This is a genomic window from Alcanivorax sp. UBA3183, from assembly GCF_002364155.1.
In the GTDB taxonomy this organism is placed as follows: Bacteria; Pseudomonadota; Gammaproteobacteria; order Pseudomonadales; family Alcanivoracaceae; genus Alcanivorax; species Alcanivorax jadensis.
Genome location: NZ_DEXN01000009.1, coordinates 152654 through 176356, shown reverse-complemented (window position 1 = coordinate 176356; position 23703 = coordinate 152654). Strand labels below are relative to the sequence as shown.

Annotated in this window: 23 protein-coding genes; 11 read left to right on the top strand and 12 right to left on the bottom strand. The window is 60.1% G+C overall.

The annotated features are described in order from the left end of the window. Window positions 1-77: 77 nt before the first annotated feature. From modA to modC, 3 genes are read left to right on the top strand one after another with little or no spacing between them, the layout of a single operon-like run. Entirely contained in the window at window positions 78-815 is a 738-nt protein-coding gene (gene modA / locus B3Q33_RS03955) for a molybdate ABC transporter substrate-binding protein (protein ID WP_272963211.1), read from the top strand. After that, entirely contained in the window at window positions 805-1488 is a 684-nt protein-coding gene (gene modB, locus B3Q33_RS03950; protein ID WP_035244840.1) for a molybdate ABC transporter permease subunit, read from the top strand. The genes modA and modB overlap by 11 nt, the downstream gene beginning before the upstream one ends. Next, on the top strand, window positions 1485-2534 hold the full coding sequence (modC, locus tag B3Q33_RS03945) for a molybdenum ABC transporter ATP-binding protein (protein WP_272963210.1): 1050 nt from the start codon (window positions 1485-1487) through the stop codon (window positions 2532-2534). The genes modB and modC overlap by 4 nt, the downstream gene beginning before the upstream one ends. A gap of 130 nt (window positions 2535-2664) precedes the next feature. On the opposite strand, the gene B3Q33_RS03940 is transcribed toward modC, so the two are convergent. After that, a complete protein-coding gene (locus B3Q33_RS03940; RefSeq protein WP_035244542.1) occupies window positions 2665-3738 on the bottom strand; it encodes a prolipoprotein diacylglyceryl transferase family protein in 1074 nt (357 codons plus the stop codon). A 175-nt stretch (window positions 3739-3913) separates the two neighbouring features. Beyond that, window positions 3914-4171 carry a hypothetical protein gene (locus tag B3Q33_RS03935; protein WP_035244540.1) on the bottom strand — a complete coding sequence of 86 codons (258 nt, stop codon included), beginning with the start codon at window positions 4169-4171 and terminating at the stop codon, window positions 3914-3916. Between the two features lie 151 nt (window positions 4172-4322). Here B3Q33_RS03935 and B3Q33_RS03930 point away from each other — a divergent pair, with 151 nt between their 5' ends. Together B3Q33_RS03930 and B3Q33_RS03925 are read left to right on the top strand one after the other, a co-directional pair. Further along, window positions 4323-5891, top strand: coding sequence for a GMC oxidoreductase (locus tag B3Q33_RS03930; protein ID WP_272963209.1), 1569 nt, complete (start codon window positions 4323-4325; stop codon window positions 5889-5891). A gap of 134 nt (window positions 5892-6025) precedes the next feature. Further along, window positions 6026-6592 carry a hypothetical protein gene (locus B3Q33_RS03925; protein ID WP_272963208.1) on the top strand — a complete coding sequence of 189 codons (567 nt, stop codon included), beginning with the start codon at window positions 6026-6028 and terminating at the stop codon, window positions 6590-6592. 19 nt (window positions 6593-6611) lie between these two features. Here B3Q33_RS03925 and B3Q33_RS03920 read toward each other — a convergent pair whose 3' ends face one another. From B3Q33_RS03920 to B3Q33_RS03910, 3 genes are all read right to left on the bottom strand, one after another. Continuing rightward, entirely contained in the window at window positions 6612-7463 is an 852-nt protein-coding gene (locus tag B3Q33_RS03920; RefSeq protein ID WP_052042427.1) for a DUF2914 domain-containing protein, read from the bottom strand. 147 nt (window positions 7464-7610) lie between these two features. Continuing rightward, window positions 7611-8165: a YecA family protein gene (locus tag B3Q33_RS03915; protein ID WP_272963207.1), complete on the bottom strand. Its 555-nt coding sequence runs from the start codon at window positions 8163-8165 to the stop codon at window positions 7611-7613. A 54-nt stretch (window positions 8166-8219) separates the two neighbouring features. Then, on the bottom strand, window positions 8220-9377 hold the full coding sequence (locus B3Q33_RS03910) for a GGDEF domain-containing protein (RefSeq protein ID WP_272963206.1): 1158 nt from the start codon (window positions 9375-9377) through the stop codon (window positions 8220-8222). Between the two features lie 109 nt (window positions 9378-9486). Here B3Q33_RS03910 and B3Q33_RS03905 point away from each other — a divergent pair, with 109 nt between their 5' ends. The 5 genes from B3Q33_RS03905 to B3Q33_RS03885 all read left to right on the top strand — a co-directional run bounded on the left by B3Q33_RS03905 (window position 9487) and on the right by B3Q33_RS03885 (window position 16241). Next, a complete protein-coding gene (locus B3Q33_RS03905) occupies window positions 9487-10581 on the top strand; it encodes an acyl-CoA dehydrogenase family protein (RefSeq protein WP_272963205.1) in 1095 nt (364 codons plus the stop codon). A 9-nt stretch (window positions 10582-10590) separates the two neighbouring features. After that, entirely contained in the window at window positions 10591-11784 is a 1194-nt protein-coding gene (locus tag B3Q33_RS03900; protein ID WP_035244530.1) for an acyl-CoA dehydrogenase family protein, read from the top strand. A 330-nt stretch (window positions 11785-12114) separates the two neighbouring features. After that, window positions 12115-12912: an SDR family oxidoreductase gene (locus tag B3Q33_RS03895; protein WP_272963204.1), complete on the top strand. Its 798-nt coding sequence runs from the start codon at window positions 12115-12117 to the stop codon at window positions 12910-12912. Between the two features lie 91 nt (window positions 12913-13003). Continuing rightward, entirely contained in the window at window positions 13004-13855 is an 852-nt protein-coding gene (gene ttcA, locus B3Q33_RS03890; RefSeq protein WP_272963203.1) for a tRNA 2-thiocytidine(32) synthetase TtcA, read from the top strand. Window positions 13856-14081: 226 nt separating this feature from the next. After that, window positions 14082-16241 (top strand): malate synthase G, encoded by a 2160-nt coding sequence (locus tag B3Q33_RS03885; RefSeq protein WP_272963202.1) that lies wholly within the window; start codon window positions 14082-14084, stop codon window positions 16239-16241. 334 nt (window positions 16242-16575) lie between these two features. On the opposite strand, the gene B3Q33_RS03880 is transcribed toward B3Q33_RS03885, so the two are convergent. Continuing rightward, complete coding sequence (locus B3Q33_RS03880) at window positions 16576-17352, bottom strand: hypothetical protein (protein ID WP_272963201.1); 777 nt, start codon at window positions 17350-17352, stop codon at window positions 16576-16578. Between the two features lie 107 nt (window positions 17353-17459). Here B3Q33_RS03880 and trmB point away from each other — a divergent pair, with 107 nt between their 5' ends. Next, window positions 17460-18128, top strand: coding sequence for a tRNA (guanine(46)-N(7))-methyltransferase TrmB (gene trmB, locus B3Q33_RS03875; RefSeq protein WP_272963200.1), 669 nt, complete (start codon window positions 17460-17462; stop codon window positions 18126-18128). Window positions 18129-18239: 111 nt separating this feature from the next. On the opposite strand, the gene B3Q33_RS03870 is transcribed toward trmB, so the two are convergent. The 6 genes from B3Q33_RS03870 to mnmA all read right to left on the bottom strand — a co-directional run bounded on the left by B3Q33_RS03870 (window position 18240) and on the right by mnmA (window position 23701). Continuing rightward, window positions 18240-18737, bottom strand: coding sequence for a hypothetical protein (locus tag B3Q33_RS03870; protein ID WP_272963199.1), 498 nt, complete (start codon window positions 18735-18737; stop codon window positions 18240-18242). Beyond that, entirely contained in the window at window positions 18737-19162 is a 426-nt protein-coding gene (locus tag B3Q33_RS03865; protein ID WP_035244519.1) for a GNAT family N-acetyltransferase, read from the bottom strand. Before B3Q33_RS03865 ends, B3Q33_RS03870 begins: the two co-directional genes overlap by 1 nt. Before the next feature lie 10 nt (window positions 19163-19172). Beyond that, window positions 19173-20306, bottom strand: a complete 1134-nt coding sequence (locus tag B3Q33_RS03860; protein WP_272963198.1) for a JmjC domain-containing protein — start codon at window positions 20304-20306, stop codon at window positions 19173-19175. Next, complete coding sequence (gene purB / locus B3Q33_RS03855) at window positions 20306-21676, bottom strand: adenylosuccinate lyase (protein ID WP_272975202.1); 1371 nt, start codon at window positions 21674-21676, stop codon at window positions 20306-20308. Before purB ends, B3Q33_RS03860 begins: the two co-directional genes overlap by 1 nt. 283 nt (window positions 21677-21959) lie before the next feature. Next, window positions 21960-22598: a high frequency lysogenization protein HflD gene (hflD, locus tag B3Q33_RS03850; protein ID WP_272961751.1), complete on the bottom strand. Its 639-nt coding sequence runs from the start codon at window positions 22596-22598 to the stop codon at window positions 21960-21962. Then, a complete protein-coding gene (gene mnmA / locus B3Q33_RS03845) occupies window positions 22595-23701 on the bottom strand; it encodes a tRNA 2-thiouridine(34) synthase MnmA (RefSeq protein WP_272961752.1) in 1107 nt (368 codons plus the stop codon). Before mnmA ends, hflD begins: the two co-directional genes overlap by 4 nt. Between the last annotated feature and the right edge of the window lie 2 nt (window positions 23702-23703).

The window sequence follows — 23703 nt, the reverse complement described above, 5'->3', positions numbered from 1 at the left end:
TGTTGGCGCTTCTCTCATCCATGGCGTGACGGATTCGGGTTAGACTGGCGCTCATCGGATGTGGTCGTGGAGCTTCCATGAAGTGTTTGCTTGTCAGCCTGTTGGCGTTGGCCTCCACCATCGCAGGGGCTGAGCCCGTGCAGGTTGCTGTTTCTGCCAATTTTTCCTCCCCATTGAAACAACTGGTCCAGCGTTATCACCAGCAATACCCGCGGGCAGACATCCAGATCACGGTTGGCTCCACCGGCAAACTGGCGGCCCAGATTCGCCAGGGGGCGCCCTACGATATTTTCCTGGCTGCCGATGCTCGGCGGCCGCAGGAGCTTGCTTCCGAAGGGTGGATTCAGGCTGGCACAGTGCGCACCTATGCCATTGGCAGGCTGGTGCTATGGTCTCCGGATGCCGGAGCCGTTCTCGATGGCTCCTCACTGGTGGCCGGCATGGTGACCCCCGTGGCCATGGCCAATGCCCGTACCGCACCCTATGGCGAAGCCGCCGAGGCAGTGCTGCAACAATTTCCACTTCCGGATTCGGTGACCCTGGTACAGGCAGAGAATGTGGCGCAGAGCTATCACTTTGCCCATACTGGCGCCGCAGAGGCTGCCTTTGTGGGGTTAAGCCAGGTCCAGGACCAGGGAGGGCGACAGTGGCGTATTCCCGACGCGCTCTATCCACTAATACGTCAGCAGGGTGGTGTGCTGAGGGGTATGCCTGCAGCACAGCATTTCTACGATTTTCTGTTTTCTGGCGAGGCTCAGGAAATGATACGCAGTCTGGGTTATCGCACCGATGAGGTCGCCGATGATGTTGAGTGATGGCGACTGGCTGGCCCTGTGGGTCGGGGTCAAACTGGCGGTGGTTACCACCCTCATCCTGCTTGTGGTATGTACGCCGCTGGCCTGGTGGCTGGCCCGGCGTCGCTTGCCGGGGCAGGCGCTACTGGAAGCCTTGCTGGCACTGCCCCTGGTGTTGCCGCCGTCGGTATTGGGGTTTTATCTTCTGATCGGGCTGGGACCGAGTGGCCCGGGCGGCTGGCTGGCGCAATGGGGCGGTGCCCGCTCTCTGGCGTTCAGCTTTACCGGCCTGGTGATCGGTTCGCTGGTCTATTCGCTGCCCTTTGTTCTGCAACCTCTCAAGAATGCCTTTGCGGCCATTGAGCCACGGCAACTGGATATGGCGGCGGTCTCTGGGGCCCGTCCCATGGACCGTTTTTTCTCGCTGGTGATTCCCCAGGCCCGACATGGCTATGCCAGTGCTGTGATTCTCGGTATTGCCCATACCCTCGGGGAATTTGGTGTGGTGCTGATGATCGGCGGCAGCCTGGCCGGGGAAACCCGGGTGGCCTCAGTGGCTCTCTATGAGCATGTAGAGGCCGGGGACTACGCCAGTGCGCATCGGTTGGCGGCGGTGCTGTTGGTGGCGTCGGTGTTAATGCTGTGGGCCCTGTTTCGCTGGCAACGCAAGCAGAACACCGGGGTGATGCCATGAGTCTGGCATTCTCCCTGTCCGGCCAGGTGGGGTCGTGCCGTTTGCAGGCGCAGGCGCAGCTTGCTGCCAATGGTGTGACGGTCCTGTTCGGCCCTTCCGGGTCCGGTAAAAGTACGTTGTTGCGAATGCTGGCCGGGCTTCAGGATTGCGATGGCGAGATTCGCTTCGGTGACCAGCTCTGGCAAACCGACGACGTCACGCTGCCGCCCTGGCAGCGCCCCCTGGGCATGATGTTTCAGGAGCCGACCCTGTTTCGCCATTTGAGTGTGCGCGGCAATCTGGACTATGTGGTGAAACGTCGGGGAGCAGCAGGGGACCTGGACAGCGTGGTAAGTCAGGCGCGTATTGAGGATTTGCTGGGGCGTTCCGTGGAGACACTTTCCGGGGGTGAGGCTCAGCGGGTGGCGCTGGCTCGAGCGTTACTGGCCGGGCCGCAACTACTGTTACTGGATGAACCCCTGTCAGCTCTGGATCACGGCCACAAGCAGGAATTGCTGAAGATGATCAGCGATATCGCCAGGAAGGTGCCGGTGATTTATGTCACCCATGATCTGGATGAGTTGCTGACCCTGTCGCGACAGGTCTGGCTGATGGAGCAGGGACGCATCGTGGCCAGAGGCAAGGCTCACGAAGAACTGGCACGGCTGGATGGCCCGTTGGCCCAGCGTGGCGATGCCACGGCCTTGCTGTACGGTGAACTGGGAGATTACGACAACCGGGATCATCTGCAGGCGGTGACCGTTGCACAACAGACATTCTGGCTACCGGCGGCGCAGCCGGTGTCTGGCGAAGAGCCGGTACGCCTTCGCATTGCCGCCCGGGATGTGAGCCTGTGCCGCCAGGCGCCGCAGGATTCCAGCATTCTTAATATCCATCCGGTGCAGGTGGCAGCCTTGCGCGAAGTAGGACCGGGACAGGCTGTGGTACAGCTGGCTCTGGGGGATCAGCGTTTGCTCGCCCGCATCTCCAGCCGCTCCGCCCGGGAGCTTGAGGTGTTCCCCGGTGCGCGGCTTTATGCGCAGGTGAAGGCGGTGGCGTTGGGATAAGCTACAAGCTATAACGCGAGCATGGGTTTGCGTGTTTTCAACGCAAGAGGCCGCTCCCAAACTTTGGGCGCGGCCTCTTGCTCTCAAAATAAACAGAACCTTCAATCGCGTTGTAGCTTGCAGCTAGAGGCTATTCTCCTCCCGCCTGGCTGCGCCAGTCTGCGGCCAGGCCGAAGCGTAGTTCGCCGGTGGTGATGGTGCTGGTGCCGGAGAAGAAGAACATGGCCACGGTGATGATCTGCAGGCTGAGAATAACCCCCGGTGACCAGAGGGCTCCCAGGCCGGCAGCAAGATCCGCCGCCAGGCCCCCATGGGCAGGCAGGATCAGACTGATGGCAATCCCATAGAGCGCGGCCAGCAACGCCATCATCTGGTATACCGAGAACAGTCTGCTGCCGCCACGATAGTCCGCCCGCAACGTTTCCGAATATACCCGCCACAACTGACTTCCTACCAGGCTCAGGGCAAAGGCCAGGGCAAATTGGCTGTGGAAGAAGAGGGCACTACAGACCAGCGCGAGCGCGGTATAAACCACACAGGTGACCGCCTGGATGGGGATCACTTTTACCGCTTCCATTTCCCCGGCAAAGGCAATCTTCTTGGTCTTGCCGATAAACACATGATTCAGGGTACAGAACAGGCGTTGGGCCCAGCGCGGTGAATGGCGCAGGGCCTTGCCGTAGCAACAGCCGAAGCTGATACAGGCCAGCCGTCCAATGCCTTCACCCAGTACATAGGCAATCGACATGGCGGCCAGCATGGGCAGAATCGGTAAGGCAGTCTGCCACCAGTGCTGGCTGGCCAGGTCCGCCAGCCACAGGAAAAGCGGGGCGATAATAATGCCGACAAAGCTGGCACCGCCGACGGTGAAGCCATGGCGGTTTTTTTCCACCACGGTGGCAATGATCTTGGCGGCGGGCAGGCAGATTGCCAGTATCCCGAGGGTCAGCAGTAGTGCAGTGCCCAGCGACACACCGGCGGAAGCAGTCAGCAGAATAAAGCAGGTAACGCCGAGCCCGCCGGCGATACCGGTAAAGAGCCCGTAGAAGGTCAGGTTCAAACCCTGCCAGGAGCCGTCATGGTTTTTTTTCAGCGGTAACGAAGCCACGAATTGCCAGCGCTCTTCCGGCAGATGACGGAACAGAAAGCGAAAGCCTGCCCCGAAGATCAGGGCGCACCCCAACAGAAACAAATCCACAGCCATAGCGAGCTCCTTCAGCGGTAGCGTCAGGACCGAGCATGCGGCTGTATCAGTGCGGATCAATGACAGGTGGGTGACGGTTGCATGAAGGTGAAACGCGGCATCAGCCAACATGCGAGGAAGCGCGGACAATGCTTGAATAACGCGAGAGAGAAATGCTTAACGGATGTGCTGCGGGTTAATCTCGATTGCGCAAAAAACACTCGGCGGCTTGCACGATCAGTTCGGTGACGGAGCGGTCTTCCATCAGGGCCTGCATTTTCAGGCGTTTGTGCAGATCGGCAGGTATATCGGCAGTGAGCCGGCGGTAGCCATCACGGACGGCTCCCGGGCGCTGCGGCTTCGCGGCTTTCTTCGGACCGGGTTTACGAGCGGCACCGTTACGCTTGCGGGGGCGCTGCTGCTCTTCAATAGTGACGAAATCGATCTGTTCCATGGGTGCTGCAATGAGCCCGGCGAAGACAGTCGCCAGATTACTGGAAAGTGCTGCAAATAGACAGGATTGGCAGTTAATTTTATAGTGCAAAACCTTGATTAAAAAAGCGTTGTCGCAAAGGCAACGATAAGAACAGGGGTTGGGGGAGAGGATGGAAAATGTGGATGTCCTGATTATCGGCAGCGGCTTTGGCGGCTCGGTGATGGCCTGCCGGATGGCGGAGAAGGGAAGTCGGGTGGTGGTGCTGGAACGGGGGCGGCGCTGGTTGTCGGACGATTACCCATCGGTGTCCCAGCGCGATTGGTTCTGGGATGAAGACGAACCGGAAAAACAGAACGGCTGGATCGATTTTCGCTACTTTGGCGACATGAGTATTGCCATGGGCGCCGGGGTGGGCGGTGGCTCCCTGATCTACGCCAATGTCAGCATTGAGGCCAAGCCGGAGGCCTTTGCCCAGGGATGGCCGGAGGCCATCGATTACGCCATGCTCAAGCCCCATTACGCTACCACTGGCGTCATGCTCAATGTGCAGGAACTGCCGGGCAATCAATGGACCCCGCGAACCCATCTGATGAAGGAAGGGGCTGACGCCGTCGGGGCCGGTGACCGGTTTCGTATTGTGCCCCAGGCGATCACCTTTGATCCCGACTGGAGCTCACAACGGGATGATCCATACTCCTATGGCCACAGCCAGACCTGGGTAAACCCTCAGGGCAAAACCCAGGGCACCTGCGTGCATTGTGGTAACTGCGATCTGGGCTGCCCGGTGCAGGCCAAGAATACCCTGGATCTGAATTACCTGGCGGCGGCGGAGAATGCCGGTGCTGATGTCCGTCCCCTGCATCATGTGCGCACCATTCGTGCCCTGGAAGGCGGCGGTTATGAAGTGCTGGCCAGGGACCTGGACAGCCATTGCTGGCGCCGTTTCAAGGCGGAAAAGGTAATCGTGGCTGCCGGTTCCATGGGTTCTACGGAACTGTTACTGCGCTGCCGGGATCAGTACAAGACCCTGCCGAACCTGAGTCGCAAGCTTGGCCATAATTGGTCCTGCAATGGTGACTTTGCCACCATGGCGTTTTATGACGAACGCCAGATTTCTCCCACACGGGGGCCGACCATTACCAGCGCCATTGATTACCTGGATGGTGAAGATGGTGGCGCTCGTTATTTTGTGGAAGATGGCGGCGTGCCCGATATTCTCGGCAGCTGGATGGAGCGACTGGGCAAGGATCCCCGCTTCGCCAATACCCGGCTGGGTGCTGCCATGCTCAAGTATGGAGAGAGCAGTGATCCCTTTGCCAGGATGATGCCCTGGTTCGGGCAGGCCATGGACGATCCCGGTGGCCGTTTCTATCTGGGCCGTCGCTGGTACTGGCCCTGGAAGAAAGACCGCTTGAAACTGGATTGGGACTATCGCAAGGCGGAAAAGGCGGTACAGGGCCTGGCAGACCGCCATCTGGCGCTGACCGCTGCGACCGGCGGTGATCCGATGACGCCGGCCACCTGGGACTGGTTCAAGGATCTGGTGACCCCGCACCCGCTGGGCGGCTGCAATATGGCAGATTCTGTGGAGCAGGGCGTGGTAGACCACCGGGGTGAAGTGTTCAACTATCCCAATCTGTTTGTGATTGATGGCGCCATGGTGCCACGGGCGCTGGGTTTGAACCCGTCACGGACCATCGCCGCACTGGCCGAGTACGCCGCCAGTGAAATGGGGTGAGGTTCGCTTCACGCCACATATTTTATGCGAGACGGAGCACCGTGCATTTTGCGGGTTGTCAGCAAGACAGGCGTGCTGCTCATTGGCGGCTACGATACCTTGGTAGTCAGTAGAGAATCAGAGAGGAATCCATAATGGCCGATGCCCGTTTCCATATCGTCTTTACCGGTCAGCTGGTGAAAGGGTCGGACCTTGCGACGGTAAAAAGCAACCTGGGAAAAATCTTCAAGATGGATGCCGCCCGGGTGGAGAAATTGTTTTCCGGCCAGCCGGTGGTGCTGAAGAAAGATGCCGACCAGGCCACCGCCATGAAATTCCGCGCGGTGCTGAAACAGGCCGGCGCCGAGTGTGAACTGCGGCCGGTAGCCGATCCCGTCCAGGCATCCGCTGGTGCATCTGCGCCGGCACCCGAATCCCGTGCAGCGTCTCCGGCCCCGGAGAGTCGCGAACCGACAGAACCCTCGTCTGGCGAGCTGGAAACGGTGGGCACCATCCGCACCGGGGGAACCGGTTTTTCCGGGGCTTTCTCGGTGGCGGAAGTGGGGGCGGAAATGGATAACAGGGAAAAGGTCGCTCCTCCGCCTGCTCCGGACGTGGATCACTTGACCATGGCTCAGCCGGGGGAAGTGCTGGGGCAGAAAAAAGCGGAGGAAACGCCGGTGGCACCGGACATCAGCCATCTGTCGCTGAAAGACGACTGACGCCCGTGCTGTTGTGGCATCAGGGGCTGGATGCGGCCTGGAATACGGTGTCCCGCTCGTTGCCTTCCAGGCGCTTCAGTAGCCGGTGGCGGCTTTGCAGCGCCGGATAAACCGGGCTGTCGGGGGAGATGGAAATCACCAGCGTTTGCATTAGTTCACGGGCACCGTGCACATCCCGCTGGCGTATCAGTTTGTCCAGTTGGGCAAAGGCCTCGTTATCTGCGGCCAGGGTATCCAGCTCAGCCAGTTGTTGCGGATTGGCGGTGAGCTGGCGAGCACGGCGTATCGCCACCTTGGCCGCGCGGGTATCGCCCAGATCAAGTAACTGGCGAATCACCGCGTAATTTTCACTGAGATCCACCGCGTCACCCTTGGCTTTTTCCGGCGGCGTTTTCAGGGGCGTTTCTGAGGTTTTTTCAGACGCCGGTGGCGTGGATGCTGCAGGGGCTGGCGACTGAGTAGCCGCGTTATCATCGGTGAGCGTCAACGTCCAGTTGCCCAGCTCACAGCCACTTTCTGTGCTGACGTTTACCTGCCACTGGCCTCCGGGAGCCAGATCAAGGCCGGCAAAGGTTTTCGACGACCAGGTGCGCCAGTAATCCGAGCCCACCGCCAGCGGCACATCAACAATGGGTTCACCGTTGTAGGACCAGGTATGGTGCAGCTGCTCGCCATTACCATCCTGGATGGCGGTAAAGAACAGTAGCTCATTGACTGAGAGTGGGGCGGTTGTGAGCTGAGCGAGCGGTTCCCGTTCTTCCACTGCAGTGGTGAAAGCGGCACTGACCAATGTCGGGCACGAGTTGTCGGTGGCAGTTTCAGCGAAGGCCAATGCCGGAATCAGCAGGCCGGTGACAATGCAGATACGCACCTTGATACCCCCAGAATGTTGTCCGGCTGCCGCTTTTGTCTGGATAGTTTTTGGATAGCGGCAGCATCTACAACAAGACTAGTGGCACAGCGGCAACAACGCGCAGAACTGCGTCACGTTAGCGGTGAACATTCGGGTAAAGACAAATCAGTCTGCCGAGGCGGATTCATCACCCTGATCCGGACCATGGAACGCCAGGTAGAGCTCTTCCAGTATTTCCGGAATGCTCAGGGCCATTTGCCGTACCACCTGACTGTTGTCCCAGAGCGTGTCCAGGGCTTCGTCATCATCCACCCCTGAAATCAGGATGAAGGGCAGCAGCATTTGCGCCATCTGTTCTTCATCATCCTGATACCAGTTTTCTTCGGCCACAAAGACGCCGGTCATGAAACCGGCACACCAGCTTGCCAGATCCTGGCCGTCATCTTCCTGATAAGGGTCAAGCAGGCAGGGCAGGTTGACGGTGTCGCCACCGAGTAACTGTGTTACCAGTCGTTCGCGCAGCCGGTTGAGAGCATCAGTGACGTCCTCGGGAACCGGCATTTCCAGCTCTTCGCTGTAGTCCACCGTTTCCACGTCTGGCCCGACGGCCAGGGCACAGAGCATGCCATGGATTTCCGTCCAGGTAGGGGCGTCTTCGCCAAGGTCCTGGAAGTACTGGCGAACGGTGTTTTTCAGGCTGGGATTGGTAATGTCTGACATGGAGTCCTCCGCTGCCGGCAAGCATACCGGGAGTTATCGGCGGTCTCCAGGTATTCAGCTCAATGGCAGCTGGACCACCTGGTTGCGGCCCCGGGATTTGGCTTCATACAGTGCGCTATCAGCCCGCTTGATCAACTGGTCCGCCGTTTCCCCGGGCTGGAAGGCGGTCAAACCGGCAGAGAAAGTGGTTTTGATGTCACTGGCAAAGGAATAACCCTGTTCGGCGAAGCGCCTGCGCAGGCGTTCCAGAGCGGCTTCGCAGGCGGCTTCCGTGGCATGGGGAAACAGCACCACGAATTCCTCACCACCGTAGCGGGCCAACAGGTCCGATTTGCGCAGGCCCTGGCTGGCAATGCGGGCAAAGCGGCTGAGCACTTCGTCGCCACTATGATGGCCGTAGTTATCATTGACCCGCTTGAAATGGTCCAGATCGATAATCGCCAGATAAAGGGGGGTGTGGTTGCGGTTGGCGAGGGAAAGCTCTTCCTCCAGTCGTTCGAGAAAATGGCGGCGGTTATACAGCCCGGTAAGATCATCGCGCACCGCAATGGCTTCCAGGCGAGAGTGGGCATCACGCAGGTTTTCACGTTGATCCCTGACCCGGTTCTGCAAGTTGTGGATGTAGCCCCCCATATAGATAAACCAGCAGAGGATCAGGGCAAGAATGATCCAGTGCCCGATCAGAAACGAAAAGATCGCCTGTTGGGGGGTTTCCAGCCACTCGTATACCTGCAACGTGGTGAAGCAGAAAAGGGTAAAGCCGGCCATGGCCATTTGCCGGCGCCTGTCCAGGGCAAAAATGCCAAACGTCATCACCATGAAGTAGATGCTCAGCATGGCGCCACGTAGCTCGCGGGTATAATGCAGGATCACCGTGGTCAGGATGATGCCGGTGGCCATCTGCAAAATGGTCAGGCTGGGGTCGCCGAGGCGTTCGCTGAGACCACTACGGATGAGCAGAAAGAACACCAGGTTGATGGCAAATAGCACCGAGAACATCATCAGGTGCGGTGTATTGGGCGCAAAGGCACTGAGCTCGACGCCGAGGATGGTGCCCACCCATAGCAGGCAATAGGAGTAAACGGCCATGATCTGGCGGCGGAGGCGGATGGCGCGCTCCGGCGGTTCGGCGGGAATCAGGGTAAGCACGTAGGTAATCGGATCCTGTAGGTTGCCTGCTGGCTTTTTGGTCAACTTTACCGTTTTTCTCATTCCAGGTCACAGGGATGTCATTGTGAGAGGTAGACAGGGCCTGACAAACTGTCTCGAGTGAAACAATCGTTTGATTGGTTGTGTTAATTCGACCTCCTGAGGCCCGATCATGTCGACCCCCCTGTTTGATCTCACGCTCACCGAAGAGCAGCGCATTACCCGCGAGAGCATGCGACGTCTTGCCCGCGATTCCCTGTCGTCCCAGGCCCGAGCTGCTGACGATGCGGCGCAGGCCAATCCGGCGCTACTGGATGCCATTAGTGGTTTCGGCCTGGCCTTGATGCCCATGCCGGAAGCCCTAGGTGGCGTTGCCATGCCTCGTTCGCCGTTATCCAATGCCCTGGCCGTGGAAGATCTGGCCCAGGGAGACATGTCCCATACCCTGGCCGCACTGCAACCGATGGCTGCAGTGAATGCACTGATGGATTTCGGTGACGAGCAGCAACAGGAACGGTGGCTCCCAGTCTTGGCGGCGGAGACCTTTACTGGTGCAGCGTTGGCGGTCAACGAGCCCCGTGCCACCTTCGAGCCTGCTGCGCCGGCCACCATGGCCAGCCAAGACGGCGACACCTACACCCTCAACGGCGTGAAAAGTCTGGTCCCCATGGCTGCCCAATGTGAGTGGTTTGTAGTGGTGGCTGCTATCGATGGCGAGGTGGCGGGCTTTGTGGTGCCGGCGGAGGCGGAAGGGCTGACCATTGAGTCCGAGCCGTACATGGGGTTGCGTAGTGCCAACATGGCGACGCTGACCCTGGAAAACGTGGCCATCCCGGCCCGTGACCGGTTACCGCGCTTCGACCTGAATCGTCTGCTGGGCCTCAGCCGTATCGGCCAATGCGCCCTGGCGGTGGGCTGCTGTCAGGCGGTGCTGGAATACAGCATCCCCTACGTGAAAGAGCGCAAGGCGTTCGGGGAGCCCATTGCCTGGCGTCAGTCCGTGGCCTTCATGGTGGCCAACATGGGCATCGAAATTGAAGGCATGCGCCTGATGATGCTGCGCGCTGCCAGCCGGGCGGAGCAGGGCGTGGATTTCCACAAGGACGCCTATCTGGCCCAGTTGCAGTGCATGGAAAAAGCCATGGAGATCGGCACCAACGGTATCCAGCTGTTTGGTGGCGCCGGCTTTGTGCGCGATTACCCGCTGGAAATGTGGTACCGCAACCTGCGCAGCATTGCCGTGTTGCACGGCAGCCTGATGGTATAGGAGAGAGTCATGATCAATCTGGAAATTCCGGCCAAGCTCGAACAGGTCCAGCAGATGGCCCAGCAACTGGCAGCGGGAGTGTTTCGCCCCATTGCCCGCAAATACGACGCCATCGAACACTGCGATACCCCGGAGGAGCTGAAGCCGGTGGCGCAGATGATGGCAGCCATGCCCCGCGGCGGTGGGAAAAAGGGTGCCAGTGACGAGATCAAGAACGGTAGCAACATGACCGGCATCCTGGCGGTGGAAGCCATGTGCTGGGGCGATGTGGGGTTGATGCTCTCCATTCCCGGCTCCGGGCTGGGCAATGCGGCGGTGATGGCCGTGGGCACCCCGGAGCAGAAAGAGAAGTATGGCAAGCTCTACTGTGCCATGGCGATTACCGAGCCCGGCGCGGGTTCGGATTCCGCTGCGGTCAGTACCACCGCTGAACTGGACGGTGATGAGTGGGTGCTCAACGGTGAGAAAATCTACTGCACCGCGGGCCAGCGCTGTGATGCGGTGGTGGTCTGGGCGACCCTGGACAAGTCATTGGGCAAGGCGGCGATCAAGTCATTCATCGTTCCTCGCGATAACCCCGGCCTGCAGCTGGTGCGCGTGGAAGACAAGATGGGCCTGCGCGTGTCAGATACGGCGGCCCTGTCGTTCAACAACTGCCGAATCCCCAAGGACCATATCCTTGGTTCGGCAGAAATTGGCGATACCGAAGAGGCCCGCAAAAAGGCCTTCGGCGGGGTGATGCAGACCTTTGATAATACCCGTCCCCAGGTGGCAGCCATGGCATTGGGTGTGGCCCGTGCGGCACTAGAGATAACCAGAGAAATATTGGAAAAAGAAGGGGTTGAGGCTGATTTCTCGAAACAACCTTATAATTCTACGGCGCGGGAGCTGGAGCTGTACCGGCTGGAAGCGGACCTGGAAGCCGCCCGCCTGATGACCCTGAAAGCCGCCTGGATGGCAGACAATGGCCAGCCCAATTCCAAAGAAGCCTCCATGTGCAAGGCCAAGGCCGGGCGCATGGGCAATGAGGTAACCCTCAAGTGCGTGGCCCTATGCGGCGAGCTGGGCTATTCCGAGCGGACGTTGCTGGAAAAGCTGGCTCGGGATTCAAAGATCATCGACATCTTCGAGGGCACCCAGCAGATCCAGCAACTGATCGTGGCACGGCACCTGCTGGGGCTGTCGTCCAGAGAGCTGAAATAATATGTCGACAAGGCCGCTGTAGGAACGGAGCGTAACGGAGTAACGCACGTAGTTCCGTGCGGCCCTAAGGGTGAGCGAAGCGAATAATGCCTCTCGAGGCGCGAACCGCGCTTGCGCGGAAATCGTCCGTAGGACGATCAGGAGTTTCAGGGCTCGCCAGTTGTATGGAGGTTAGTCTGTAAGCTAGAAGGCAACTTGCCACGGCCAGTTCGCGCCTCGAGAGGCGCTCCTGCAGTGGCTGCGTAGTTGGCGTATTTGCTGTTTCAGCCTTTGGATTTCCCGGCCATGGCATTACCCTTGCGGTGTCTTTGACTTCAAGGAGCGTGTGAGATGGCCGAAACGCTGGCTGGCAAGGTGGTGTGGATTACCGGGGCCTCCTCCGGGATTGGCGAGGCGTTGGCGAAGGAATATGCGCGCCGGGGCGCAACCCTGGTGCTCTCCGCCCGTCGGGAAGAGGAGCTGGAGCGGGTCCAGGAGGGTCTGGTCAACGGTGATGACCATCTAGTGTTGCCGCTGGATCTGACGGAAGTCGAAGCCATGCCTGCTGCCGTGGCGGCGGTGCGGCAGCGTTTTGATCGTCTTGATCAGGTGGTCCACAACGGCGGCATTTCCCAGCGCTCCCTGGTGGCCGACACCGATTTGGCGGTGGATCGGCGAATCATGGAGGTGAATTTCTTTGGCACCGTGGCGCTGACCAAGGCGGTATTGCCCTGGTTGAAAGAGCAGGGCCGAGGCCGGTTTGTGGTGGTGACCTCGCTGGTCGGTGAGCTGCCCACGCCACTGCGCAGTGCCTACAGCGCCAGCAAGCACGCTCTGCACGGTTTCTTCGAATCCTTGCGTGCCGAGGAATACGATGCTGGTATCCGGGTGACCCTGGTGATGCCCGGCTTTATCCGCACCCAGGTCTCCCTCAACGCGCTCACCGCCGATGGCTCCGCCCAGGGCAGTATGGATGAGGCTCAGGAAGCCGGTATTGCCCCTGACGAATGCGCCAAACGGATGGTGAAGGCCGTGCAGCAAGGCCGCGATCAGGTTATCATCGCCGGCCGAGAGGGTGCCGGTATCTACCTGAAACGCTGGAGCCCCGCGCTGTACCGCCGATTGATCCGCAAAATGAAGGTCACATAATCGCCCACACGCTTCACGCAAAATCTGCTTTTTGCGCCATAGCTGTTGCGTGAAGCGTGGTGGCTGTTACACAGAGAGAGAAAGGGTTCCCATGGACACGCTGGACGCCAAACAACGGACTCGCCTCAACAAGCTGCAGAAGAAGCTGCGGCGCGAGGTCGGTCGTGCCATTGCTGATTTCAATATGATCAGTGAGGGCGACAAGGTGATGGTGTGCCTGTCTGGCGGCAAGGATTCCTACACCATGCTGGAAATCCTGCGCAATCTGCAGCATTCGGCGCCGGTGAATTTCGAGCTGGTGGCGGTGAACCTGGACCAGAAGCAGCCGGGGTTCCCGGAGCATGTACTGCCGGAGTACCTGGAGCGGGAAGGGGTGGCCTACCACATCCTCGAGAAAGACACCTATTCCATCGTCAAGGAGAAGGTGCCGGAGGGGAAAACCACCTGTGGGCTGTGTTCACGGCTGCGTCGCGGTAGCCTCTATGGCTTTGCCGAAGAGATCGGCGCCACCAAGATCGCCCTGGGCCACCACCGCGATGACATCGTCGAGACCCTGTTTCTGAACATGTTCTTTGGCGGCAAGATGAAGGCCATGCCGCCCAAGCTGCGCAGCGACGATAACCGCAATATTGTTATCCGTCCTCTCGCTTACAGCCGCGAGAAGGACATCATCGAGTTCTCCAACTTCAAGGATTTCCCGATCATCCCCTGCAACCTGTGCGGCTCCCAGGAGAACCTGCAACGCCAGGTGATCAAGGATATGCTCAACAAGTGGGACCGGGATCAGCCAGGGCGCATCGAGAACATCTTTGCTGCCATCCAGAATATTGCCCCCTCGCAACTGGCCGATACGCGCCTGTTCGACTTCGAAAATCTGGAAGACGGCCAGCAGCAGGGCGGTGAGCAGGCTCTCCGACTGGACGTGGTCAACCTGTTCGGCTGATCAAAAAAGCATCGTTTCGGCGATTTTGCCACTAAACATGATTCACGGCGCCGTTTCCGGTAAAATACCCGCGCCTTTTTGCGGTGCGGTCTGTCAGGCCGCCATGTAACCGTTTCCCCGGGCTTCTGCGACTTCCTCCGACCCCCTTCAAGCGGGGTCGACCCTTGGGTTTTCGCCGAATGTCCCGATTAACCAAGACTCTCTCGACCAGAAGGGTAGGAGCACCATGACCGATCGTATTCAGAAGGGTAGCCTTGAAATCGCTGCCGAACTCCATGATCTGGTAGTCAACGAGATTGCGCCGGGTACCGGCGTGGACCCGGAACACTTCTGGGCCGAGCTGGAAAGCATCCTCAAGGACCTGGCGCCCAAGAACAAGGCGCTGCTGGAAAAGCGTGAAACCATCCAGGCGCAGCTGGACGAGTGGTACAAGGCCCGTAAAGGCCAGGCCATCGACATGGCTGAGTACAAGCAGTTCCTGACCGAGATCGGTTACCTGCTGCCGGAAGGCGAGGACTTCAACGTTACCACCGAGAATGTGGATGACGAGATCGGCACCATCGCTGGGCCGCAGCTGGTGGTACCGGTGAAAAATGCACGTTTCGCCCTGAACGCCGCCAATGCGCGTTGGGGCAGCCTGTATGACGCCCTCTACGGCACCGACGTGATTTCTGACGAAGGCGGCGCCGAGAAAGGCGGGGCTTATAACCCCAAGCGTGGCGCCAAGGTGATTGCCTGGGCCCGTAACTTCCTGGACAGCTACTTCCCGCTGGCCTCCGGCTCCCATAAAGACAGCACCGGTTACGCCATTGTTGATGGCAAACTGGAAGTGTCCCTGGGCGCTGAAAAATCCGGCCTGAAAGACGAAGGCCAGCTGCAGGGTTATGTGGGCGAGGCCTCTGCGCCGTCCGGTATCCTGCTCAAGCACAACAACCTGCATGCAGAAATCCAGATCGATGCCAGCCACCCGATTGGCACCGACGACGCTGCCAACATGAAAGATGTGCTGCTGGAATCTGCCATCACCACCATCCAGGACTGCGAAGACTCCGTAGCCGCCGTGGATGCGGAAGACAAGGTCGAGGTGTATCGCAACTGGGCCGGCCTGATGAAGGGCGACCTGCAGGAAAGCTTCCAGAAGGGCGGCAAGACCATGACCCGCGCCATGAATCCGGATCGCGAGTACACCGCGCTGGACGGCGGCACCCTGACCCTGCACGGCCGCTCCCTGTTGCTGGTGCGGAACGTGGGCCACCTGATGACCAACCCGGCTATCCTGCTCAATGGCGAGGAAACCCCGGAAGGCATCATGGACGGCATGATCACCGTGCTGGCCGGCATTCATGACCTGAAGAAACTCAATAAGCTGAGCAACAGCCGCACCGGCTCCATGTACATCGTGAAGCCGAAGATGCACGGTCCGGAAGAAGTGGCCTTCGCTGTTGAGCTGTTCGAGCGTGTCGAGAAGGCCCTGGGCCTGGAAAAGAACAGCCTGAAGATCGGCATCATGGATGAAGAGCGCCGCACTACCGTGAACCTGAAAGAGTGTATCCGTCAGGCGAAAGAGCGTGTGATCTTCATCAACACCGGTTTCCTGGACCGCACCGGTGACGAAATGCACACTTCCATGGAAGCAGGCCCCATGGCCCGTAAGGGCGACATGAAAGCCCTGCCGTGGATCAATGCCTACGAAGACTGGAATGTGGACATCGGTCTGAAATGTGGTCTGCCGGGTCACGCCCAGATCGGTAAGGGCATGTGGCCCAAGCCGGACGAAATGGCCGAAATGATGGCCACCAAAGCCGGTCACCCGAAAGCCGGTGCCAACTGTGCCTGGGTGCCGTCCCCGACGGCTGCGACCCTGCACGTTACCCACTATCACGAGATTAACGTGGCAGAAGTCCAGAAAGAGCTGGCCAACCGCAAGCGTGCCTCCCTGGACGATATCCTTACCGTGCCGTTGCTGACCCGTGAGCTGTCCGCCGAAGAAATCCAGCAGGAGCTGGACAACAACGCGCAGGGCATTCTGGGTTATATGGTTCGCTGGATCGACAGTGGCGTGGGTTGCTCCAAGGTGCCGGACATCAATGATGTGGGTCTGATGGAAGACCGCGCCACCCTGCGGATTTCCAGCCAGCACGTAACCAACTGGTTGCACCACGGCATCACCAATAAAGAGCAGGTGACCGAAACCCTGAAGCGCATGGCAGAAGTGGTAGATCGTCAGAACGCCAACGACCCCACCTACGTGCCCATGGCCAAGGATTTTGACAACTCCGTGGCCTTCCAGGCAGCGATGGAGCTGGTGTTCGAGGGCTGCTCCCAGCCCAGCGGCTACACCGAGCCGGTCCTGCACCGTCGTCGCCGTGAGCTGAAAGCCCAGTAAGACAAAAAGCCCCGCATCGCGGGGCTTTTTTTCGCTACAAGCTACGTTTCGCTGGAAATGCTTTCTACGAAGCTACTGTAGGAGCGGCGCTTGAGCCGCGAACCTTGCGCAGCAAGGAAGTCGCCCGTAGGGCGATCAGGGCTCCCAGAGCTCGACAGGTTTCTGCACTGTGTGCGGCGCCTGCATGGTCCCCGATAACGGTGCGGGAAACGTGACCGGGAGCGTGTTACTGCGTTTGCCTGACACTGCCATGCTTGATTGCCCTGCAGGCGATTCCGCGCTCCGCGCGGTTCGCGGCTCAAGCGCCGCTCCTACAGCGGCTTCGAGTGCGACGCTATTCTTTTTCCACCATCACCTCCAGCGGCAGATTGACCTGCTGGCTGCTGCTCTGCACCCCGCCAAAACCACGCTGGTCCTGTTTGCGGTCTACGCGGATGCTGCCCATGGGCTGCCAGACCCCGGGCTGTACTCTCAGGGTGGTGCCGCTGGACTGGGTCTGTGCCAGTCCCGGGCCGCCAGTTTGGTCATAACGTTGGCTGACCTGTAGCACCACGCTGCCGTCCGGGGTCAGTTGCGGGATTACCTGGATACCCTGTTGTAGCTCAGCAAGCACGGTGCCGTAATAACCGCCGCCGAGGGCGAGCAGGGTGCCCTGGCTGATATGGGCCGGGTAACCGCTGAGGGTGCGAATCTGGTAATGGTCCTGCTGGCTGCTGTGCTGCCGGCTTTGTTCAATGCGGATGTCACCGGAGACCCCGCCGGGAATGCGGCCCTGGATACGGGTATCCACTCCGCTACGCTGGCCGCTGCTGGTACCTTGACGACGAAGATGAACAACCAGAGCGCTGGGTGCGGCTTCCAGGCTGCCCAGCGCACCTTCCAGTTCAGCCATATTGCTGTCGGTGGTGCGGATGATCAATTTGCCCTGATAGGCCCGGACGCTGCCGCCGGGGGGTAGTAGGGGTTCGATCACCGACACCAGTGCCGGGGCATCCGGGCGGGGCAATACGTGGATGCGCATGGAGTCTGCCATGGCCTGGCCGATCATCCCCAGCAGCAGGCTGAGCAGCAGAACGAGATGTCGGCTTCGGTGTATTCGTCGTTGCATCATGATCGACTCCGGCAGGCTTTTTCTCACTCTATCATGGCCGCTGCATTACGCATCTCTACAGGATCACAGGCATAATGGCGGCCGCCTGAAGTCGCCCCAGAGTTGCCATGTTCGCCAACAGCCGTAGCGTTACCTCGAATCAGACCGGAATCCACAATGACCTGGAGCGGGTGGTCCGTCGCCATCTGCAAAGTCCCTGGCAGGCGCCTATTGCGGACCATGATGCTCAGGCGTTTGCGCAATTGCAGCAGTGGCGGCAAGCGCAAGGCACTGAGCGACCGCTGATGCTGGATTCCGGCTGTGGCACCGGGCGCTCTTCCTTGCTGCTTGCCAGCCAGAACCCGGAGGCTCTGGTGGTGGGGGTGGATCAGTCCGCTGCCCGCCTGGAGCGTGCCGGCAGGCGTTTTCAGGCACTGCCGGACAATCTTTTGCTCTTGCGGGCCGATTGCGCGGGTTTGTGGCGGCTGATGGCCGGGGAAGGCCGGCAACTCCTGCGCCATCAGATTCTTTATCCGAATCCCTGGCCGAAAAGCGCACATCTGAAGCGGCGCTGGCACGGTCATCCGGTGTGGCCCACGATGTTGTCGCTGGGTGGCGTGCTGGAAATGCGCAGTAACTGGTTGCTGTACCTGCAGGAGGTGCGGGACGCGCTGGCGATCAGTGGCATTGATGCGGCGCTGTCGGAACTGCCGCTGCAAAGCGAACCGTTGACGGATTTCGAGGAGAAATACCAGGCCAGCGGTCAGGTAAACTGGCGACTGACAGCCAGTCTGTGATGTGGCGGGTAGGGTGGATTAGCCGAAGGCGTAATCCACCGTCACAATGTGGAAAGTCTGGCACCAGGAATCTGGTGGATTACGCCTTCGGCTAATCCACCCTACAAGATTCTATAAACGCAGCTCTCGTAACTCTATTGAGGAGGCTGCGCGTTCCCAGTGTTCCTGAAACTGTCTGGCCAGACGTGGCGCGCGGGGAAGACGATGACCGCAAAGGTCGAGTCGGCCGGGCCGTGGCCAGCCCGCTGCTTCGAACAGTCCGGTCCCATCGCCGATAGCAAAGCAGAGCTGGTTGTCCCGGTCATCATCCTGGCTCTGGCGCATCTGTATGCGAGAGGGAAGCCGGCGGGCCAGATGGACCAGGCGATGTCCGTTACGCACGGCCTTGTCCTGGCTGTCGTACTGAATGCGGATATCGGTTTTTGCGCTGCTCAGGGCCAGGCGCTTGAGGGCATCGCAAACAGCGCTGTCGGCGGTCAGGGCGTCCAGCTCCGGGACCCGCAGCCAGAGGCTGCGACGGCAGGCGGAAATCAGCGAAGCGAGCGCAGCGCCGGCCTCGCCGAATTCAGGGTGGAGCAGGGTGTCGTCGTCACCGATGACAAAAACCATCAGGCGAGGGGTTTGAACATCTGCCGGTGGGGGATGTTGGCATCCATGAAGATGCCACCGGACACCGCAAAGCCGGCCGCTTCGTAAAAGCTGGTGGCGTGGGTCTGGGCGTGCAGGAAGATTTCTTCCATGCCCTTGGCCCGGGCGGCTTCTTCCGCGGCTACCAGCAGGGAGCTGCCGACACCATTGTTGCGCTGCTCTGAGAGGACGCACAGTCGGCTGATCTGGCCGCTGGGAAGAAGGCGAATACAGCCGACCGGATTCTGCTCCCGGTCCAGGGCCAGAAAATGGATGGCCTTGTCATCTTCGCCATCCCACTCCAGCTCTTCGGGGACGTGTTGTTCGTTGATGAAGACCTTCTGGCGAAGGGCTCGCAGGGCGGTGTCGTTTTCGTCCCAGCGGGTCTCAATAATGCTGATAGCCATAGGGGTCTCGTTATAGTTGGGCGAAGTAGCCCTGTTCAATCCAGTCATGTAGCAATTCACTCCCGGCTGGCTGCAGTACGGCATCCAGCGCTTCACGGGTATAGCAGCGCTGGCGGGCCAGCAGCTGTACCAGTGGTCGTTGTTGTTCTGTCAGTGAGTAGGGCTCACCGTTTAGCCAGGCAATGTTGCCCTGCAAAATCAGGCGCACACTACCATGGCGGACCAGGGCGATCGAAGGATCGCGCTGGCGAATATGGGCATCATCGACGGCAAATTCAAGTCCATCCAGCCGGGGAGTGGACAGCCAGCGATAAACTGCCCGCTCTATCGCCGCCGGGTTGAGCAGGTCCAGGGCGCCGCGAACCAGTTGCTGCCGGTCTGCATCGGCCAGTACCGCCGGATCCTTGGGCACCTGCCGGTCCGCGTCCGTAAACAGCTCGCTGTCCGCATCGGCCAGGCATTCGCCGGCGATTTCCGCCATCAGCATCTGGTAATCCGGGGCCCGGAAACCCACCGACCAGGTGATGCAGTCGCTGTCTTCGGCGACACCATGGTGGGCCACGCCAGGGGGCAGGTAGAGCACATCGCCAGGGTTTGCCACGAACTCTTCGCGCACCGGCATGTCGGCCACCAGCTTCAGGTCAGGGTGTGGCAATTTCGGCGTTTTTTCGTCGCAGACATCACCGATCTGCCAGCGGCGGCTGCCGGCGGCCTGGATCAGGAAAACATCATAGCGGTCGAAATGGGGGCCGACGCTGCCACCCTTGGCGGCATAGCTCATCATGATGTCTTCCAGCCGCCAGTTGGGCAGGAAGGCAAAGCTGTCCAGCAGCAGGGAAACATCGGTCAGATAATGGTCCACGGACTGCACCAGCAAGGTCCAGTCCCGCTCGCCCACCTCGGCAAACACGGTTTCCTCGAATGGCCCCTGTTTGAGCTCCCAGTTGCTGCCAGCAGTGCCGCGAATAATGCGGGCTTCCACATTCTCTTCAAGCGCCAGCCCGGCCAGGGTGTCCGCGTCAGGTTCATCCAGGCCGCTGGCAGCGCCGGGCATGAACAGTGGCTTTTTCTGCCAGTAATCACGCAAAAACGCTGCCGGGGTGAGCGGCAGCGTGAAGGTGGGCAGGCCCGGAGCGTCGCTCATCAGATATTACGCGCTTGCTGGGCCGCGTTGCCGATGTAGCTGGCCGGGGTCATGGCCAGCAGGATTTCCTTGGCTTCATCCGGGATCGCCAGATCATTGATGAAGGCAGTCAGGGTGTCCTGGTTGATGCCATCCTTGCCACGGGTCAGCGCCTTGAGCTTTTCGTAGGGCTTCTCGATACCGTAGCGACGCATGACCGTCTGGATCGGCTCTGCCAGCACTTCCCAGGCCGCGTCCAGGTCGTCGTTAAGACGTGCCGGATTCACTTCCAGCTTGCTGATGCCTTTCAGGCTGGCTTCGAAAGCAATCAGGCTGTGCGCCAGGCCCACGCCCACGTTACGCAGCACGGTGGAGTCGGTCAGGTCGCGCTGCCAGCGGGACATCGGCAGTTTGGCGGCCAGGTGATCCATGATGGCGTTGGCCAGGCCCAGGTTGCCTTCGGAGTTTTCGAAGTCGATCGGGTTGACCTTGTGCGGCATGGTGGAGGAACCCACTTCGCCTTCCACGGTTTTCTGCTTGAAGTAGCCCAGGGAGATGTAGCCCCACACGTCCCGGTCGAAGTCGAGCAGGATGGTGTTGAAGCGCATCAAGGCGTGGAAGTACTCGGCCACGCAGTCGTGGGGTTCGATCTGGGTGGTATAGGGGTTGAAGGTCAATCCCAGGCCTTCCACGAAGCGGCGGGCAAAGGCTTCCCAGTCAACGTCCGGGTAGGCAGACAGGTGAGCGTTGTAGTTACCCACGGCACCGTTGATCTTGCCCAGCAGTGCCACGGCGGCGAACTGGTCGCGCTGGCGTTGCAGGCGGGCCACCACATTGGCCATTTCCTTGCCCACGGTGGTGGGGGAGGCGGATTGGCCATGGGTGCGCGACAGCATCGGCTGGTCCGCCTGGGCGTGAGCCTGGCGGCGGATGGCGCTGATTACCTGATCCATCTTCGGCAGCAGGATTTCCCGGGCTTCTTTCAGCATCAGGGAGTAGGACAGGTTGTTGATGTCCTCGCTGGTGCAGGCGAAGTGAACGAACTCGCTCATGCCGGCCAGCTCTTCGTGCTCGGCCATCTGTTCCTTGATGAAGTATTCCACCGCTTTCACGTCGTGATTGGTGGTGGCTTCGATGGCCTTGATGCGTTCGGCGTGCTCGACGTCGAAATCGCGGGTAACACCGCGCAGGTGCCAGGCCGCCTGACCGCTCATCAGCGGTACTTCGGGGATGTTCTTGTCGTGGGCGAGCTGTTCCAGCCAGCTCACTTCCACATGCACGCGGAAGCGGATAAGGCCGTATTCACTGGTGGTGTTGCGCAGGGCATCCACCTTGCCGGCATAGCGGCCATCGACCGGTGAAATGGCAGTCAGAGAGGTAAGGCTGGACATGGAAATGGCTCCCGAATCGTTTCCGTGAGGGTAAAAGCGGCGCAATGATACCGTAAAACCGCAAAGGCTGCGTTGTTGTTTGCCGGGATAGCGAATGCCACCCGTAGGAGCCCCGCTTGAGGGGCGAACCGAGCGAAGCGAGGCGACAGAGCGTGATGGCTGCGGCAAGCGTTTCAGGAGATGTGCAGGGTTCTGATTCGCCTGATCGGCCTTCGGTCGATTATCGCACTACCGCGGGGTTCGCGGCTCAAGCGCCGCTCCTACAGGTGACTTTAGGTAAGCATTACAAGTTATTGATATTTATAGATTCTATAGCAGTCAAAAGTCGCTTTCTCTGGAACAGAAGTTGCCAGCGGCGGCCGCCGAGCTGGTGCCAGAGGAAGGCGGCGCGGACGCCGGCCAGGAACAGGGCCCGGACCCGGGCGGCCTTGTTTTCGTCCTGCAGGTGGGCTGGTTCGCCCTTAACCTGGATACGGAAACGGAAGGTGCCCAGGGTGTCCACATAAATACCGCCAAGCCGGTGGCAAAAGGCGTCGTCTCGAACACTGCTGAAATGGGCCTGCTGGCCATCCAGGGCCTTGAGGCGGTGGCGCAGGATGTTCACGGTGTCATCGTTCTTGCGCAATTTGGCTGCCAGGTGCAGCAACGCCAGGCCGTAATTGAGCGGGCGCAGGTTGCCGCCGGCGGAGTCCCGGTTAAGGCTGCGGTTGAGCAGGCTGACGCCATCACGGAGCAGGGCCGGTTGTGAGTAAATGGTGTCAAAACTTTCTGCATCCAGAGCCATGACGCCCTGCATCAGGGCCTCGAAAGCCCGTGGATCACAATCGCCGCGAAGAGCAATGTCGTCGGCCAGCTGGGCGGCCTGGAAGACGGCTGCCAGAGCCAGTAGCTGCTGCTGTTGCGGGCTGAAGCGTTCGCTCATGCGGTCTCCTCTATCACTGCGCCGCCCAGGCATACGGGCCCATCATAGAACACCACGGACTGGCCGGGTGTCACGGCCCGCTGGGGTTCGTCAAATACCACCTGAACACGGCCATCCACGGCGTCGCTGACGGTGCAGGCCTGGTCGGGTTGCCGGTAGCGGGTCTTGGCGGTGAGCCGGGCGGGCAGGGTCGGCGGTGCCAGGGCGACCCACTGCATGGGGGCGCTGGTCAGTTCGCGGCTGTAGAGCAGCGGGTGATCGGTGCCCTGGACGGCGACCAGCACATTTCGCTCAAGGTCCTTGCCGGCCACGTACCAGGGCGCATCGCCGGCGTTGGCGCGACCACCAATGCCCAGGCCCTGGCGCTGGCCCAGGGTGTAATACATGAGACCATCGTGGTCGCCGATCACATTGCCATGGTCGTCTTCGATCTTGCCAGGCTGGGCGGGCAGGTACTGCTCAAGAAAATCCTTGAAGCGGCGCTCGCCGATAAAGCAGATCCCGGTGGAATCCTTCTTCTTGTGGTTGGCAAAGCCCTTTTCTTCGGCGATGCGACGCACTTCCGGTTTTTCCAGATCCCCCAGCGGGAACAGGGTGCGCTCGAACTTGTGGTGATCCACGGCGTGGAGGAAGTAGGTCTGGTCCTTATTGGTATCCACGGCCCGCAGCAGGCGCCCCTTACCGTCGTGGCTCACCTGGGAATAGTGGCCGGTAGCAATATAGTCCGCGCCCAGGGTGATAGCGTGGTCCAGAAACGCCTGGAATTTGATTTCCTTGTTGCAGAGGATGTCCGGGTTGGGGGTGCGACCAGCCTTGTATTCAGCCAGAAAATGTTCGAATACCCGGTCCCAGTACTCCGCAGCAAAATTGGCGGTATGTAGCTCGATGCCCAGTACGCCCGCTACCTGCATGGCATCCATCAGGTCTTCCCGGGCGGTGCAGTAGTCGGTGCCATCGTCTTCATCCCAGTTCTTCATGAACAGGCCTTCGACGTGATAACCCGCATCCAGCAGCCGCGCAGCGGCCACCGAGGAATCAACACCGCCGGACATGCCGACGATCACATGGGTGTCTTGTGGGGCTTTTGCAGAAACTTGGCTCATGG

Coding starts and splice junctions, on each gene's coding strand:
- modA (WP_272963211.1), top strand. CDS start 78: ATGAAGTGTTTGCTTGTCAGCCTGTTGGCGTTGGCCTCCACCATCGCA.
- modB (WP_035244840.1), top strand. CDS start 805: ATGTTGAGTGATGGCGACTGGCTGGCCCTGTGGGTCGGGGTCAAACTG.
- modC (WP_272963210.1), top strand. CDS start 1,485: ATGAGTCTGGCATTCTCCCTGTCCGGCCAGGTGGGGTCGTGCCGTTTG.
- B3Q33_RS03940 (WP_035244542.1), bottom strand. CDS start 3,738: ATGGCTGTGGATTTGTTTCTGTTGGGGTGCGCCCTGATCTTCGGGGCA.
- B3Q33_RS03935 (WP_035244540.1), bottom strand. CDS start 4,171: ATGGAACAGATCGATTTCGTCACTATTGAAGAGCAGCAGCGCCCCCGC.
- B3Q33_RS03930 (WP_272963209.1), top strand. CDS start 4,323: ATGGAAAATGTGGATGTCCTGATTATCGGCAGCGGCTTTGGCGGCTCG.
- B3Q33_RS03925 (WP_272963208.1), top strand. CDS start 6,026: ATGGCCGATGCCCGTTTCCATATCGTCTTTACCGGTCAGCTGGTGAAA.
- B3Q33_RS03915 (WP_272963207.1), bottom strand. CDS start 8,165: ATGTCAGACATTACCAATCCCAGCCTGAAAAACACCGTTCGCCAGTAC.
- B3Q33_RS03910 (WP_272963206.1), bottom strand. CDS start 9,377: ATGAGAAAAACGGTAAAGTTGACCAAAAAGCCAGCAGGCAACCTACAG.
- B3Q33_RS03905 (WP_272963205.1), top strand. CDS start 9,487: ATGTCGACCCCCCTGTTTGATCTCACGCTCACCGAAGAGCAGCGCATT.
- B3Q33_RS03900 (WP_035244530.1), top strand. CDS start 10,591: ATGATCAATCTGGAAATTCCGGCCAAGCTCGAACAGGTCCAGCAGATG.
- B3Q33_RS03895 (WP_272963204.1), top strand. CDS start 12,115: ATGGCCGAAACGCTGGCTGGCAAGGTGGTGTGGATTACCGGGGCCTCC.
- ttcA (WP_272963203.1), top strand. CDS start 13,004: ATGGACACGCTGGACGCCAAACAACGGACTCGCCTCAACAAGCTGCAG.
- B3Q33_RS03885 (WP_272963202.1), top strand. CDS start 14,082: ATGACCGATCGTATTCAGAAGGGTAGCCTTGAAATCGCTGCCGAACTC.
- B3Q33_RS03880 (WP_272963201.1), bottom strand. CDS start 17,352: ATGATGCAACGACGAATACACCGAAGCCGACATCTCGTTCTGCTGCTC.
- trmB (WP_272963200.1), top strand. CDS start 17,460: ATGTTCGCCAACAGCCGTAGCGTTACCTCGAATCAGACCGGAATCCAC.
- B3Q33_RS03870 (WP_272963199.1), bottom strand. CDS start 18,737: ATGGTTTTTGTCATCGGTGACGACGACACCCTGCTCCACCCTGAATTC.
- B3Q33_RS03865 (WP_035244519.1), bottom strand. CDS start 19,162: ATGGCTATCAGCATTATTGAGACCCGCTGGGACGAAAACGACACCGCC.
- B3Q33_RS03860 (WP_272963198.1), bottom strand. CDS start 20,306: ATGAGCGACGCTCCGGGCCTGCCCACCTTCACGCTGCCGCTCACCCCG.
- purB (WP_272975202.1), bottom strand. CDS start 21,676: ATGTCCAGCCTTACCTCTCTGACTGCCATTTCACCGGTCGATGGCCGC.
- hflD (WP_272961751.1), bottom strand. CDS start 22,598: ATGAGCGAACGCTTCAGCCCGCAACAGCAGCAGCTACTGGCTCTGGCA.
- mnmA (WP_272961752.1), bottom strand. CDS start 23,701: ATGAGCCAAGTTTCTGCAAAAGCCCCACAAGACACCCATGTGATCGTC.